The 13,120-nt window shown below is 69.3% G+C and carries 12 protein-coding genes; 8 read left to right on the top strand and 4 right to left on the bottom strand.

Annotated elements, in window-relative coordinates; genetic code table 11:
• Nucleotides 1-2: 2 nt before the first annotated feature.
• Nucleotides 3-2,450 carry a DEAD/DEAH box helicase gene (locus DDE23_RS20610; protein ID WP_192883745.1) on the bottom strand — a complete coding sequence of 816 codons (2,448 nt, stop codon included), beginning with the start codon at nucleotides 2,448-2,450 and terminating at the stop codon, nucleotides 3-5.
• Between the two features lie 114 nt (nucleotides 2,451-2,564).
• Between DDE23_RS20610 and DDE23_RS20605 the strand changes: the two genes are divergently transcribed.
• From DDE23_RS20605 to DDE23_RS20595, 3 genes are read left to right on the top strand one after another with little or no spacing between them, the layout of a single operon-like run.
• Nucleotides 2,565-3,416 carry an AraC family transcriptional regulator gene (locus tag DDE23_RS20605; RefSeq protein ID WP_107751666.1) on the top strand — a complete coding sequence of 284 codons (852 nt, stop codon included), beginning with the start codon at nucleotides 2,565-2,567 and terminating at the stop codon, nucleotides 3,414-3,416.
• Nucleotides 3,409-3,999: a GyrI-like domain-containing protein gene (locus tag DDE23_RS20600; protein ID WP_107751665.1), complete on the top strand. Its 591-nt coding sequence runs from the start codon at nucleotides 3,409-3,411 to the stop codon at nucleotides 3,997-3,999. The genes DDE23_RS20605 and DDE23_RS20600 overlap by 8 nt, the downstream gene beginning before the upstream one ends.
• Nucleotides 3,992-4,378 carry a DUF1801 domain-containing protein gene (locus DDE23_RS20595; protein ID WP_238150072.1) on the top strand — a complete coding sequence of 129 codons (387 nt, stop codon included), beginning with the start codon at nucleotides 3,992-3,994 and terminating at the stop codon, nucleotides 4,376-4,378. Before DDE23_RS20600 ends, DDE23_RS20595 begins: the two co-directional genes overlap by 8 nt.
• Before the next feature lie 87 nt (nucleotides 4,379-4,465).
• Here the strand turns inward: DDE23_RS20595 and DDE23_RS20590 are convergent, their stop codons facing one another.
• Nucleotides 4,466-5,425, bottom strand: coding sequence for an L-malyl-CoA/beta-methylmalyl-CoA lyase (locus tag DDE23_RS20590; RefSeq protein WP_107751664.1), 960 nt, complete (start codon nucleotides 5,423-5,425; stop codon nucleotides 4,466-4,468).
• Nucleotides 5,426-5,617: 192 nt separating this feature from the next.
• Between DDE23_RS20590 and DDE23_RS20585 the strand changes: the two genes are divergently transcribed.
• The 5 genes from DDE23_RS20585 to DDE23_RS20565 all read left to right on the top strand — a co-directional run bounded on the left by DDE23_RS20585 (nucleotide 5,618) and on the right by DDE23_RS20565 (nucleotide 10,085).
• The gene (locus DDE23_RS20585) at nucleotides 5,618-6,232 is read left to right on the top strand and encodes a methyltransferase family protein (RefSeq protein WP_107751663.1); all 615 of its coding nucleotides are present in this window, start codon (nucleotides 5,618-5,620) and stop codon (nucleotides 6,230-6,232) included.
• 140 nt (nucleotides 6,233-6,372) lie between these two features.
• Nucleotides 6,373-7,374: an N-acetyltransferase DgcN gene (dgcN, locus tag DDE23_RS20580; RefSeq protein ID WP_107751971.1), complete on the top strand. Its 1,002-nt coding sequence runs from the start codon at nucleotides 6,373-6,375 to the stop codon at nucleotides 7,372-7,374.
• 108 nt (nucleotides 7,375-7,482) lie between these two features.
• Nucleotides 7,483-8,445: an N-acetyl-D-Glu racemase DgcA gene (gene dgcA, locus DDE23_RS20575; protein WP_107751662.1), complete on the top strand. Its 963-nt coding sequence runs from the start codon at nucleotides 7,483-7,485 to the stop codon at nucleotides 8,443-8,445.
• Nucleotides 8,442-9,170, top strand: coding sequence for a metallophosphoesterase family protein (locus DDE23_RS20570; protein WP_107751661.1), 729 nt, complete (start codon nucleotides 8,442-8,444; stop codon nucleotides 9,168-9,170). Before dgcA ends, DDE23_RS20570 begins: the two co-directional genes overlap by 4 nt.
• 51 nt (nucleotides 9,171-9,221) lie before the next feature.
• Entirely contained in the window at nucleotides 9,222-10,085 is an 864-nt protein-coding gene (locus tag DDE23_RS20565; RefSeq protein ID WP_107751660.1) for a D-amino-acid transaminase, read from the top strand.
• An 82-nt stretch (nucleotides 10,086-10,167) separates the two neighbouring features.
• On the opposite strand, the gene DDE23_RS20560 is transcribed toward DDE23_RS20565, so the two are convergent.
• Both DDE23_RS20560 and DDE23_RS20555 read right to left on the bottom strand, forming a co-directional pair.
• Nucleotides 10,168-11,613, bottom strand: a complete 1,446-nt coding sequence (locus DDE23_RS20560; RefSeq protein ID WP_107751659.1) for a calcium-binding protein — start codon at nucleotides 11,611-11,613, stop codon at nucleotides 10,168-10,170.
• 152 nt (nucleotides 11,614-11,765) lie between these two features.
• Nucleotides 11,766-12,917, bottom strand: coding sequence for a calcium-binding protein (locus DDE23_RS20555; RefSeq protein WP_107751658.1), 1,152 nt, complete (start codon nucleotides 12,915-12,917; stop codon nucleotides 11,766-11,768).
• Nucleotides 12,918-13,120 lie beyond the last annotated feature (203 nt).

The following is a 13,120-nucleotide window of genomic DNA, read 5'->3' as shown; positions in this document are numbered from 1 at the left end:
GTTCAGCGTTTCGGGCGCGTCGGCCGCTGGTCGGCGCCGCCACCACGCGGCGGCTTGCCGGCGGGCTTGCGGGCCGGACCACCCAGACGGGCCGAGGGGTTGCGGGCCGCATCGGGGTCGATGCGCGGCCGCGCGGGCTTGCCGGCGCCTTCGGGCTTCGGCGACCGGGGCTTGGCGCCATCGGGCTTGGTGCGGGGCTTGAACGGGCGCTCGCCATTGTCGGGCCGGGCGCGGAACTCGCCACCCTCGGCCGGGCGCGCGGCGCGCGGCTTGAAGGGCCGCTCACCGGCATCGTCACGCGGCGCACGGGGCTTGTAGGGCTTCGGGCCGTCCTCGGTCCGGGGACCGCGGGCCTTGTAGGGCTTCGGCCCGTCTTCCGAGCGCGCCTTGTAGGGGCGGGGGCCGTCCTCGCCACGCGGCTTGTAGGGCCGCTCGCCGCCTTCGGGACGGGGTGCGCGCGGCTTGAACGGGCGCTCGCCCTCCTCGCCGCGCGGCGGGCGCGGGGCATAGGGGCGGTCCGATCCCTCGGCGCGGGGCGCGCGGGGCTTGTAGGGACGCTCGCCGTCGTCGGTCCGCGGCGGGCGCGCGGTGTAGGGACGCTCGGCACCCTCGGCGCGGGGCCGGGGCGTATAGGGCCGGTCGGCGCCTTCCGCACGGGGCGCGCGCGGCTTGAACGGACGCTCGCCGTCCTCGCTGCGCGGCGGACGGGGGGTATAGGGGCGCTCCTCGCCCTCGGCGCGGGGGGCGCGGGGCTTGTAGGGACGCTCGCCCTCGCCGTCCTCGCGGCGCGGACGCGGGGCCCGGGCCGGGCGCTCGCCCTCGAACCGCGGCGGACGCGGCGGGCGCTCGCCCTCGGCCGGGGCCTCGGTGCGCTCAAGGGTGATGTCCTGCTCCAGAATGCCGGTGTTGCCGACCGCGCTCCAGAAACGGTCCGAGGCATCCTCGTGCAGCTGCGCGAAGGTCGCCTCTTCGAAGATGCGGATCGCGCCGATGTCCGAGCGGGTCAGGGCGCCGGCGCGGCAGAGCATCGGCAGCAGCCAGCGGGCTTCGGCACGCTGGGCATGGCCCACGCCGATCTTGACCCAGAACGAGCGGTCGAATTCGGCCCGCGCGCGGGGCTTCGGCCCGTCGATGCTGACCGGGGTCACATCCTCGGGCGCGGAACGCGCGGCGAAATACATGCGGGTCACGGCGGCGGCAAGGGCGGCCGCGTCGAATTTCCCGGTCAGGTTGGCGATGGCCTCGGCCTCGTCCTCGGTCGCCGGACCCCAGAGGGTGGCGTCGGTCAGCAGACGCTCGCTGTCCTTGGCCGAAACCTCGGTCGCGGTGGGCGCGGTGCCCCATTCGGCCTGAACCCCGGCAAAGCCGATCAGACGCTCGGTCTTGCGGCGCTGCGAGGCGGGGACGATCAGCACCGAGGTGCCCTTGTTCCCGGCGCGGCCCGTGCGGCCCGAGCGGTGCAGCAGGGTTTCCTTGTTGGACGGCAGGTCGGCGTGGATCACCAGCTCCAGCCCCGGCAGGTCGATGCCACGGGCGGCCACGTCGGTCGCGACGCAGACCCGGGCCCGGCCGTCGCGCATCGCCTGCAGGGCGCGGGCGCGTTCCTCCTGCGCCAGCTCGCCCGACAGCGGCACGACCGAGAAGCCGCGGTTCAAAAGCCGCGCGGTCAGGTGGTTGACCGCGGCGCGGGTCTTGCAGAAGACAAGCGCATTGCGCGCCTCGTGGAAGCGCAGGACGTTGACGATGGCGTGCTCGGCATCCTCAGGCGCGACCATCAGCGCCTGATAGGCGATGTCGGCATGCGACTCGCGCGGGGCCTCGGTGGCGATGCGCTTGGCGTCTTTCTGATAGGTCTGGGCCAGACGCTCGATCATCGGCGGCACGGTGGCCGAGAAGAGCAGCGTGCGGCGTTCCTCGGGCAGGGCCTGCAGGATGAATTCCAGATCCTCGCGGAAACCGAGGTCCAGCATCTCGTCGGCTTCGTCCAGCGCCACCGAGCCCACGGTCGACAGATCCAGCGCGCCGCGCTCGATATGGTCGCGCAGACGGCCCGGGGTGCCGACGACGATATGCGCGCCGCGCTCCAGCGCCCGGCGCTCGCTGCGGGCGTCCATGCCGCCGACGCAGGAGGCGATGACGCCACCCGCCGGGCCGTAGAGCCATTCGAACTCGCGCCGCACCTGCAGCGCCAGTTCGCGCGTCGGGGCGATGACCAGGGCGCGGGCGGTATCGGGCGGCGGCATCATGGCGCCGTCGGGCAGCAGGCTGTCGGCCATGGCCAGACCGAAGGCCACGGTCTTGCCCGATCCGGTCTGCGCCGAAACCAGCAGGTCATGACCGGCAAGCGACGGCTCCAGCACCGCCGCCTGCACGGGCGTCAGCGTCTCGTACCCCTTCTCGGCGAGGGCTCGCGAGAGCGGGGCGGGCAGGGGCGGCAGGGCGGCGGTCATGGCAGATCCTTGAGACTGAACGCGCCCCCATACGCCCCGGCGGACGCGCTGTATAGGGGAAGAATAGCAAGACAGGCAAAGCGACGCCATGTCAGAAGGGCTTTGGAGGGTCAGATGAGCGTCGATTACAGAGCAAGGCTGCGCCGGGTCTATGCGGCGATCCACGACGATCCGGCGGGCGAGCATTCGCTGGATGCGATGGCCGATGTGGCGGCGCTGTCGCGTTTCCACTTCCACCGGGTCTTTGCCGCGATGACCGGCGAGACGCTGGCCGAGGCCGTGCGCCGGGTGCGGCTGCATCGCGCGGCCGAGGCTTTGGTGCGCAGCGAGGCGCCGCTGGCGGCGCTGGCCCGCGCCCATGGCTATGCCGATGCCGCCGGATTCAGCCGGGCCTTTCGCGCCGCCTATGGCCTGAGCCCCGGCGAATTCCGTCGGCAGGGCAGGGCGCTGCCCGAGACTTTGCGCCGGATCACCCGGGAAGGAGGAAGCATGTATCCCGTCACTCTGGAAACCACAGCGCCGCAGCGCCTGATCGGCCTGCCTTTCACCGGCCCCTATCTGAAGATCGGGGCCGCCTTCGACCGGCTCGCGGCCGAGATCGGTGCGCTGGGCCTCTGGCCCCGGACCCGCGGCATGGTCGGGGTCTATCTCGACGATCCCAGCGCGGTTCCGGCCGAGGCGCTGCGCAGTTTCGCGGGGGTCCTGGTGGCCGAGGATCTGCCGCTGCCCGAGGGGATGCAGGAGCATCGGCTGGCGGGCGGGCGCCATGCGCGGATGGCCTTCCGCGGCCCCTATGCCGGAATGGGGTTGGCCTATGAGTGGCTTTACGGGTCCTGGCTGGCGGCGAGTGGCGAGGCGCCGCGCAGCGCGCCCTGCTGGGAGCTCTACCTCAACACCCCGCAGAGCGCCGCGCCCGAGGATCTGGCCACCGACATCTACCTGCCTCTGGAGGACAGCCATGACTGACCCGCTGCTGACCAGAAAACCGGGGCGGATCGACCGGGTGACCGTCCCGCCGATGGTCTTCTTCGCCATCGAGGGGCAGGGCGCGCCCGGCGGGGCCGAGCACCGGCCGGCGGTCGAGGCGCTTTATGGTCTGGCCTATGGTGCGCGCTTCGCGGGCAAGGCGCAGGGCCATGACGAGAAGGTCGGGCCGCTGGAAGGGCTCTGGTGGTCCGAGGATTACGCGGTCTTCCAGCCGGGCGGCGACCGTGAGGCCTGGCGCTGGCGGATGATGATCCGGGCGCCGGGCTGGCTGGGGGCGGAGGCGTTCGAGGATCTGCGCCGGGCGGTGATGGCGAAGAAGGGCGCGGGGGTCTTCGCCCGCGTCACGCTCTGGCCCTTCGACGAGGGGTTATGCCTGCAGGCGCTGCATCTCGGCCCCTATGCCGAGGAAGGTCCGCTGATCGCCCGGATCCACGATCAGGCGGCGGCCGAGGGGCTGGCGCTGACCGGGCTTCATCACGAGATCTACCTCTCGGACCCGCGCCGCGTCGCGCCCGAGAAGTTGAAGACCATTCTGCGGCAGCCGGTGCGGGCGGGTGACTGATCCGGTCGACACCGCCATCGCGGCCGCGCCGGAGAGGGCGCGCGCGGGCCTCATGGCCTTGCGCGCGCTGATCCACCGGGTGGCCCTGGCCGAGGGCGTCGCGCTTGAGGAGGGGTTACGCTGGGGGCAGCCCGCCTTTCTGGCCGCTAGAGGCGCGAGCCTGCGGATCGGCGCGCCCTCCAAGGCGATGAAGGAACAGGCGGATTTCGCGCTCTATGTCCATTGCCAGACGCCGTTGATCGCCGAATTCCAAAGCGGTCCCGGCGCCGGGATGCGGGTCGAGGGCACGCGGGCGGTGCTGTTCCGCCAGGGCGAGAGACTGGACGAGGCGGCGCTCGCCTTCCTGATCCGGCGCGCCCTGACATGGCACCAACGCTGAAACGCAGAGCGCGCGCCAGACCCCTGTCCGGCGCGCGCCCCTCCTCCCCAATGCCCGGCGACCCTCCCCGGTGCCGGGCCGGGTAACTCAACCGCGGGCGATCAGCTCCGCCTGCTTGACGATGACTTCCGCCTGTTTCATCGAGGCGATGTCGATCAGCTTGCCCTTGTAGGTCGTGGCGCCCTGGCCCTGGGCCTTGGCCTCTTCCATGGCGGCAAGGATGGCGCGGGCATCGGCCACGGCCTCGTCGGACGGCGTGAAGACCTCGTTGGCCAGCGCCACCTGCTTGGGATGGATCGCCCATTTGCCGACCATGCCCAGCGTGGCCGAGCGGCGGGCCTGCGCCCGGAACCCCTCGTCATCCGAGAAATCGCCGAACGGCCCGTCGACCGGCAGGATGCCATGCGTGCGGCAGGCGGCGACGATGGCGGTCTGCGCCCAGTGCCAGGGATCGGACCAGTATTTCGCCCCCTCGCGCAGCATGTAATAGGCCTCCTGCGTGCCGCCGATGCCGGTGGTCTGCATCCCCATCGAGGCGGCGAAATCCGCCGCGCCGAGGCTCATCGCCTGCAGGCGGGGGCTGGAGGCGGCGATCTCCTCGACATGGGCGATGCCGGCGGCGCTTTCGATGATGACCTCAAGGCTGATCGGCTTGGTGCGGCCCTTGGCGCGTTCGACCGCCGTGACCAGCGCGTCCACGGCATAGACATCCGCCGCGCAGCCGACCTTGGGGATCATGATCTGATCGAGCCGGTCCGAGGCCTGCTCCAGCAGATCCACCACATCCTTGTACCAATAGGGCGTGTCGAGGCCGTTGATGCGGACCGAGAGGTACTTGGTGCCCCAGTCGACCTCGTGCGTGGCCTGGATGATATTGGCCCGTGCGCTGTCCTTGTCCGAGGGCGCCACCGAATCCTCGAGGTCGAGGTTGATCACATCCGCCGCCGAGGCCGCCATCTTCTCGAACAGTGCCGTGCGCGAGCCCGGGCCGAAAAGCTGGCAGCGGTTCGGACGGGCCGGGGCGGGGGGCTGGATGCGGAAGGACATGCAGGGCCTTGGGCTAAGGAAATTACGTCTTGGCTTGGATGGTGGTTATAATGTTGCGCCGCCGGATGCAAGCCGATTTCTGCACGCGCGAAGGGTCCGGGTGCTGGTGCAGCATGGCGCCTGAATGACGGCGGGCTTGATTGACTGGGGACGGCTGCGGGGTTTATCCCGGGGCGATCAAGGAGTAGCCCGATGAATGAGACCGCCGTTCAGCCTTTCGACCAGCGCATCCGTTACTGGACGGTGCGGGTGGCCTTTCTCGCCTGCCTGCCGGTGATCCTGCTGGGCGTGCCGGTCTGGTGGTCGGGCATCGCCGCCCTGCTCAAGCTGCTGGGCACGCTGCTGGTCATCGCCGCGATCCTCTACCGCTTCTGGGCGATCCTCTACATCGGCGGGCGCAAGAACCAGCGGGTGGTGCAGGAAGGCCCCTATTCCATGAGCCGCCACCCCCTTTATTTCGGCACCACGCTGGGCGCGCTGGGCTTCGGGCTGATGCTGGGCTCGGTGCTGCTGGCGGCGCTCTTCGGGGCGCTGACGCTGGGGATCCTGGTCGCCACGGCCTCGCGCGAGGAACGCTTCCTGCGCGCCGAATTCGGCCCGGATTACGAGGCCTATGCCAACCGGGTGCGCAACCGGGTGCTGCCGGAGCCGGGGCTGTTCACCACGCCCGACGAGGTGACTTTCGTGCCGAAGATCCTGCGCACCAATGGCGGCGATGCGCTGGGCTTCCTGCTGGTGCTGCCGCTGGTCGAGGTGATCGAATGGATTCGCGACTTGCATCTGGCCGGCGCTTTTCCGATCTTCTGACGGGCTGACGCACGTTTCTTGCGCGAAATTCGGGATGTGTCGGGGAATCTTCGTCATATCCCGCGGAATGCACGCAAGATATCAAGGACATTCGCCGACAAACGCGGCATCCTCCCGCCAGAAGCGCGATGGAGTCCGCCATGATCGAAACCCCCTATCTGTTGTTCCTGGGCGACGCGCCCGACATGCTGGCGGCCAAAGTGGCGCAGGGCATCAAGGACTGGCGCCCGGAATATGCGGTGGGCCAGTTCCGCCTGCCCGGCTGCAAGGCGGATATGGGCCTGCCCGACATGACCCTCGCCGAGGCCAAGGCGGCGGGCGTCAAGACCTTGGTGATCGGTGTGGCCAACCGCGGCGGGATCGTCAGCCAGTCGTGGAAGAAGGTGCTGGTCGAGGCGCTGGAGGAGGGCTTCGACCTGGCCTCGGGCCTGCATAACCTGCTGCGCGACGAGGAAGATCTGGCCGCCGTGGCCAAGGCCACGGGGCGCCAGCTGCACGATGTGCGCATCCCCTCGGTCAAATACCCGATCGCCAATGGCGAGAAGCGCACCGGCAAGCGGATGCTGGCCGTGGGCACCGATTGCTCGGTCGGCAAGATGTACACCGCGCTCTGCATGGAGAAGGAAATGCGCGAGCGCGGCATGAAAGCCAGCTTCCGCGCCACCGGTCAGACCGGGATCCTGATTACCGGCGGCGGCGTGCCGCTCGATGCGGTGATCGCCGATTTCATGGCGGGCTCCATCGAGTACCTGACGCCGGACAATGACGCCGATCATTGGGACCTGATCGAGGGGCAGGGCTCGCTCTATCACGTTTCGTATTCGGGTGTGACGCTGGCGCTGGTCCATGGCGGCCAGCCCGACGCGCTGGTCATCTGCCACGAGCCGACCCGGCCGCATATGCGCGGCCTGCCGGGCTACAAGCTGCCGACGATTGCCCAGGTGCGCGACACGGCGCTTGCGCTGGCGAGGGTGGCGAACCCGGCCTGCGTGGCGGTGGGCGTCTCGATCAACACCCAGCACATGGCCGATGCCGAGGCCAAGGCCTATCTGGCCGAGGTCGAGGCCGAGACCGGCCTGCCCGCGACCGACCCCTTCCGCTATGGCGCGGGGAAACTGGTCGACGCGCTGGCGGCGGTCTGAGAGAAGGGTCGAGGGGGCTGCTCGCCCCCTCGAGCTCCCCTCGCCAAAGGGGGCACGCCCCCTTTGGAAACCCGTGGATATTTCTAGAACAAAGATGAAGAGGCGCGGATGATCAGCGTGACGCCCCAGAGTTTCCGGCTGGCCGAGGTTTTCACCATCTCGCGCGGGTCGCGCACCGAGGCGAAGGTCTTGACCGTGCGGATCGAGCGGGACGGGTTGGTCGGCTGGGGCGAATGCGTGCCCTATGCGCGCTATGGCGAGACGCTGGAGAGCGTGGCCGAGGAGATCCGGGCGCTGCCCGAGGGGATCGACCGGATGGCCCTGCAAGGCGCGCTGCCGCCGGGGGCCGCGCGGAACGCCGTCGATTGCGCTTTGTGGGATCTGGAGGCCAAGCGCGCGGGCAAGCGGGTCTGGGAGCTGGCGGGACTGGCCGCGCCGGGGCCCGAGATCACCTGTTTCACCCTGTCGCTGGACACGCCCGAGCGGATGCAGGCCGCCGCCGCGCGTCACGCGCATCGGCCGGTGCTGAAGATCAAGCTGGGCACGCCCGACGACATGGCGCGGCTGGAAGCGGTCCGCGCGGGGGCGCCGAAGGCCCGGATCGTGGTCGATGCCAACGAGGGCTGGACGGCCGAGGTCTATTCCGAGCTGGCGCCGCATCTGCTGCGCTTGGGTGTGGCGATGGTCGAGCAGCCCTTGCCGGCCGGGCAGGACGATCTGCTGGCCGGGATCGCCCGGCCGCTGCCGGTCTGCGCCGATGAAAGCTGCCATGACCGGGCCTCGCTGCCCGGGCTCAGGGGCAAGTATGACATGGTGAACATCAAGCTCGACAAGACCGGCGGGCTGACCGAGGCGCTGGCGCTGCGCGACGCGGCGCGGGCCGAGGGCTACCGGGTGATGGTCGGCTGCATGGTCGGCACCTCGCTGGCCATGGCGCCCGCCGTGCTGGTGGCGCAGGGGGCGGAGGTGACCGACCTCGACGGGCCCCTGCTGCTGGCCGAGGATCGCGATCTGCCGCTGGTCTATGACGAGGCCGGCGTGCATCCCTCGGAGCCGGGGCTCTGGGGGTGAAACGCGCCATTCTGGCCGATATCCACGGCAATGCCGACGCGCTGGCGGCCGTGCTGGCGGATCTGGCGGGGCAGGGGGTGGACGAGGTTCTGATCCTGGGCGATCATTTCAGCGGGCCGCTGGCGGCGCGGGAAACCTGGGCGCTGCTGAAAGACCTGAAGGCGCGGGCGATCCGGGGCAACCACGACCGCTATCTGCTGGAGGTGCCGCGCGGGGCCATGGGCCGCTCGGATGCCGCGGCGCATGACGATCTGCCGCCCGGGGCGCTGGACTGGCTGGCATCGCTGCCGCCGACGCTGGCGGGCGGGGATTTCTTCGCCTGCCACGGCACGCCCGCCTCGGACGAGACCTATCTCTGCGAGCGGATCACCCCGGACGGGGGCGTGGCGCAGCGCGATGCGGGAACCATCGCCCGGCTGCTGGCCGGGATCGAGGCGCCCTTGATCCTGTGTGCCCATTCGCACCTGCCGCGCGCCCTCAGGCTGCCGGACGGGCGGCGGGTGGTGAACCCGGGGTCGGTCGGCTGCCCGGCCTATACCGATGCCACCCCGGTGCCGCATGCGGTCGAGGCGGGCTTCTCCGAGGCCTCTTACGCGATCCTGGACGGCGCCACCGTCACCTTCCGCCGCGTGCCCTATGACAGCGCCCGGATGGCGGCGCGGGCCCGGTCCGCCGGTCGGCCGGAATGGGCCCGGGCGCTGGCCACCGGCTGGATCGCCTCTTGACGCGCGGCGCGGCCTCGCGGATGAACCCTGCACGAACCCAAGGAGCCCCCCATGACCCGCACCGTCTATGTCAACGGCGAATTCCTGCCCGAGGATCAGGCCAAGATCTCGATCTTCGACCGCGCCTTCCTGATGGCCGACGGGGTCTATGAGGTGACCTCGGTCCTCGGCGGCAAACTGATCGATTTCAGCGGCCACCTGAAGCGCCTCGCCCGCTCGCTGGACGCGCTGGAGATGGTCAACCCGCTGAGCGACGACGAATGGCTGTCCATTCACCGCAAGCTGGTCGAAGTGAACGGCATCGACGAGGGGCTGGTCTATCTGCAGGTGACCCGCGGTGCGCCCGGCGACCGCGATTTCGCCTGGCCCGATCCCGCCACCTGCCCGCCGGGTGTGGTGCTGTTTACTCAGAACAAGCCGGGTCTGGCGGACAGCCCCGCGGCGAAGGTGGGCATGAAGGTCATTTCGATCCCCGACATCCGCTGGGGCCGGCGCGACATCAAGACCACGCAGCTGCTCTATCCCTCGATGGGCAAGATGATGGCCAAGAAGGCCGGTGCCGACGATGCCTGGCTGGTCGAGGACGGGCTGGTGACCGAGGGGACCTCGAACAACACCTATATCGTCAAGGGCAACCAGATCATCACCCGCCAGCTGTCGACCGACATCCTGCATGGGATTACCCGCGCGGCGGTGCTGACCTTCGCCCGTGAGGCGCAGATGGAGGTGGTCGAGCGCCCCTTCACCATCGCCGAGGCGCAGCAGGCGGACGAGGCGTTCATCACCTCGGCCTCGGCCTTCGTCATGCCGGTGGTGGAGATCGACGGCGCGACGCTGGGCGATGGCAAGCCGGGCCGGGTCGCCAGCCGCATGCGCGAGATCTATCTGGACGAGATGCGCAAGGCCGCGATCTGAGCGCCACCCAAGCGACAGAAACGCCGCCCGCCCGGGAAGGGTCGGGCGGCGTTTTCCTGTCCGGGGCTGGCGTATCCCGGGATCAGGCGAGCCAGGGATTGCTGCCCCGGATGACGATCTCGATCGCCTCGTCGGGGATGCTGTCGCCCTCGATCACCAGCACGACCTGACCGTCGACCAGCAGGTTGACGCGGGTCTCGCCCTCGATCCGCTCGATGCTGACGGTCGGTTCGGGATGGGTGATCGACGGGTCGTTGGAATCGACAGTGTGGTAATTCACCGACAGCACCACGCTTTCGCCGGCCTGGTAATCGGTGATGATGTCGGGCTGGTAGCGGCTGTCGATGCCATCGCCGATCCCGGCGCGGGCCAGGAAGCTGTCGATGCCCGAGCCGCCGGTCATCTCGCCGCCCAGAACCGTGTCGTCGCCCGCGCCGCCGAAGGCCCGATCGGCGCTGACGATATCGTTGCCGTCGCCGCCATCGGCATAGGCCCCGCCGGACAGCTCGTCGTTCCCGTCACCGCCGAACAGCTCGTTGCCGCCGAGGCTGTCGTTGCCGCTGCCGCCGATCACGGTGCTGATCTCGCCCCGGCTTTCGATCACCAGGTCAAGACCGGCGGCCGAGGCATCGATGTGGGTCTCGGTGCCGTTGACGCTGAAGCGCTCGAAATTGGCGAAGCGCAAGGTCCCGCCGGCGCCGTCGGTGATCGTGCCGCTGCCCGAGCTGTCGATCGCCATGTCGAGCCTCTGGTCGCTCTCGACCTCGAGCTGGTCGCCGAGCCCGTCCTCGCCCTGGCCGCCATCGAGGAACAGGCCGTCACCGAAAGCCCCCTCGGCGAAGAGCGAAACCCGGTCCTCGCCGCGGCCCGCCTGCAGCTGATGGCCGCCATTGGCGAGATAGAGCGCGTCGTCGCCAGCGCCGGTGTCGAAGACCAGGCTCTCGCCCTCGCGGTAATATTCGATCACGTCATGGCCCGACCCCAGCGCATAGCGCTCGAATCCGTCGACGGTCGCCGCGCTCTCTCCGCGGGGGCTGGTGGCGATGAAGGACAGATCGCCCTCGACATAGAGGTGCAGCGCCTGGGTCATCGCCGCGGCGTCGAGCAGGTCGCCCTCGGTCTCGCCGCCGTCGCCGCCGTCGAGATGCGAGCGTTCGAGGTCGGTCACCCGCCCGTCCTCGTCATAATGCCAGCGCGTCTCGAACCCGTCGGACAGCGTCAGCGTGTCGTCGCCCTCGCCCCCCTCCAGCGTGTCGATGCCGAGGCCGCCGGACAGCAGGTCATTGCCCTCGCTGCCCAGAAGCCAATCGTCGCCCTCATTGCCGCTGAGCGTGTCATTGCCGGCGCCGCCGTCGATGGTGTCGCTGCCGCCCAGCCCGTCGATCAGATCGTCGCTGTCGCCGCCGGTCAGGCTGTCGTCGCCGTCGCCTGGGCTGCCGGGTTCGCCGGTGTCGGGGATCGCCATGCCTCCGGTTCCCGGCATGGACAGCGTGAACAGCACGCCAATGATCATCAGGCCGATCAGCATTTTCACCCCCTACGCAACAACAGGATACAACCCTGCGGTGCGTGGGGCGTTCCGGTCAAGTTTAATCAACTTGTCGGGGAAAATGGCGATCCCGTCGTTTCGGATATCGAAACAACGGGATCGGAAGTCGGTTCAGCTTTGATGTTTCGCGATCAATCCAGCGTGGTGACCGGGTTGAAATAGACCGCGACATCGGCCTCCACGTCGATGGTGGCGCCGCCGGTGATTACCGTGACCAGCGTGCCGTCGATCATCACGTTCAGGTCGCCGCTCTCGGCATCGGGCTCCAGCGTCACCTCGGGCGGGGTCGTGCCCTCAAGATAGGGGATGGTCAGGTGCAGCTGATCGACGCCCGCTTCGAAATCGACCACTTCGCCGACGCCGTCATAGGTGACGCCCTCGCCGAATTTCTGCTCGATGACAAAGAGGTCCTCGCCCGCGCCGCCCGTGTAGGTGTCGTTGGCATCGCCATAAAGGGAATCGTTGCCCTCGCCGCCGTCGAAGGAATCGCGCCCGCCCAAGCTGCGGAGGATGTCGTCACCCTCGCCGCCCAGGACGGTGTCGTTGCCCTCGCCGGTCTCCAGCACGTCGTTGCCCGCGCCGCCGTCGACCCATTTGTCGCCGTCGAAGACCGCGTTGACGCTATCGTCGCCCTCGCCCGCGCGGATCGTGTCAAGCCCGATGCCGCTGAGGATCGTGTCGTCGCCGTCGCCGCCATCGAGCAGGTCGTTGCCCTCGCCGCCATCCAGCGAATCCTGGCCGTTGCCGCCGAACAGCCGGTCATTGCCGTCGCCGCCCAGCAGCGTGTCGTCCCAATCGCCGCCAAACAGCGTGTCGTTGCCGTTGCCGCCGTCCATCATGTCGCGGCCGGGGCCGCCGCCGAGATAGTCGTTGCCGGCACCGCCCAGAAGCGTGTCGTCGCCGGCCCCGCCCCAGAGCGTGTCCTGGCCATCGTTGCCCCAGAGCCGGTCGTTGCCCTGTTCGCCGTAAAGCTCGTCGTCGCCGCGCCCGCCGGAAAGGCGGTCCCAGCCGTCGTTGCCATGCAGCGTGTCGTTGCCGTTTCCGCCATAGAGCTCGTCGGCGCCGCCGCCACCGTTCAGCGTGTCCTCGCCCGGCCCGCCCGCCAGCGTGTCGTTGCCCTCGAGGCCGTTCAGCAGGTCATTGCCAGCGTGGCCTTCCAGCAGATCCGCGCCGTCGGTGCCGTCGAGCACATCGTCTTCGTTGTCGACCACCGGGTCCGTGGAATCCTGATTGCCCAGGCCCATAACCACGAAGCTCGCCAGGATCAGCGCAAGAAGCCCCATCGGCACACCTCTTTAACTTGCGTACATTAACAGTCTGTTTACGACATTTGGGTCCGCTAGAGTCAAGGTATTCTTAGGTATTTCGCCGTTTGCAGGACGGAGGCCGGGGTCAATTCCTCCTTTCCTGACGGACAGTTGCGCGTCTGGAAACAATTCCGTCACCACCCCGCCTGCGACCGGGAATCCGGGTCGGCCGGGGGCGG

It is taken from the genome of Pararhodobacter aggregans (genome assembly GCF_003075525.1).
Taxonomy (GTDB): Bacteria; Pseudomonadota; Alphaproteobacteria; order Rhodobacterales; family Rhodobacteraceae; genus Pararhodobacter; species Pararhodobacter aggregans.
Note: the sequence above shows the minus strand (reverse complement) of the source record. Positions and strands in the feature narration are given on the sequence as shown.

Bases quoted from the DNA above. Each gene is read 5' to 3' on its own strand.
- dgcA (WP_107751662.1), top strand. From the start codon at position 7,483: ATGATCAGCGTGACGCCCCAGAGTTTCCGGCTGGCCGAGGTTTTCACC.
- DDE23_RS20585 (WP_107751663.1), top strand. From the start codon at position 5,618: ATGAATGAGACCGCCGTTCAGCCTTTCGACCAGCGCATCCGTTACTGG.
- DDE23_RS20560 (WP_107751659.1), bottom strand. From the start codon at position 11,613: ATGCTGATCGGCCTGATGATCATTGGCGTGCTGTTCACGCTGTCCATG.
- dgcN (WP_107751971.1), top strand. From the start codon at position 6,373: ATGATCGAAACCCCCTATCTGTTGTTCCTGGGCGACGCGCCCGACATG.
- DDE23_RS20610 (WP_192883745.1), bottom strand. From the start codon at position 2,450: ATGACCGCCGCCCTGCCGCCCCTGCCCGCCCCGCTCTCGCGAGCCCTC.
- DDE23_RS20590 (WP_107751664.1), bottom strand. From the start codon at position 5,425: ATGTCCTTCCGCATCCAGCCCCCCGCCCCGGCCCGTCCGAACCGCTGC.
- DDE23_RS20600 (WP_107751665.1), top strand. From the start codon at position 3,409: ATGACTGACCCGCTGCTGACCAGAAAACCGGGGCGGATCGACCGGGTG.
- DDE23_RS20555 (WP_107751658.1), bottom strand. From the start codon at position 12,917: ATGGGGCTTCTTGCGCTGATCCTGGCGAGCTTCGTGGTTATGGGCCTG.
- DDE23_RS20565 (WP_107751660.1), top strand. From the start codon at position 9,222: ATGACCCGCACCGTCTATGTCAACGGCGAATTCCTGCCCGAGGATCAG.
- DDE23_RS20605 (WP_107751666.1), top strand. From the start codon at position 2,565: ATGAGCGTCGATTACAGAGCAAGGCTGCGCCGGGTCTATGCGGCGATC.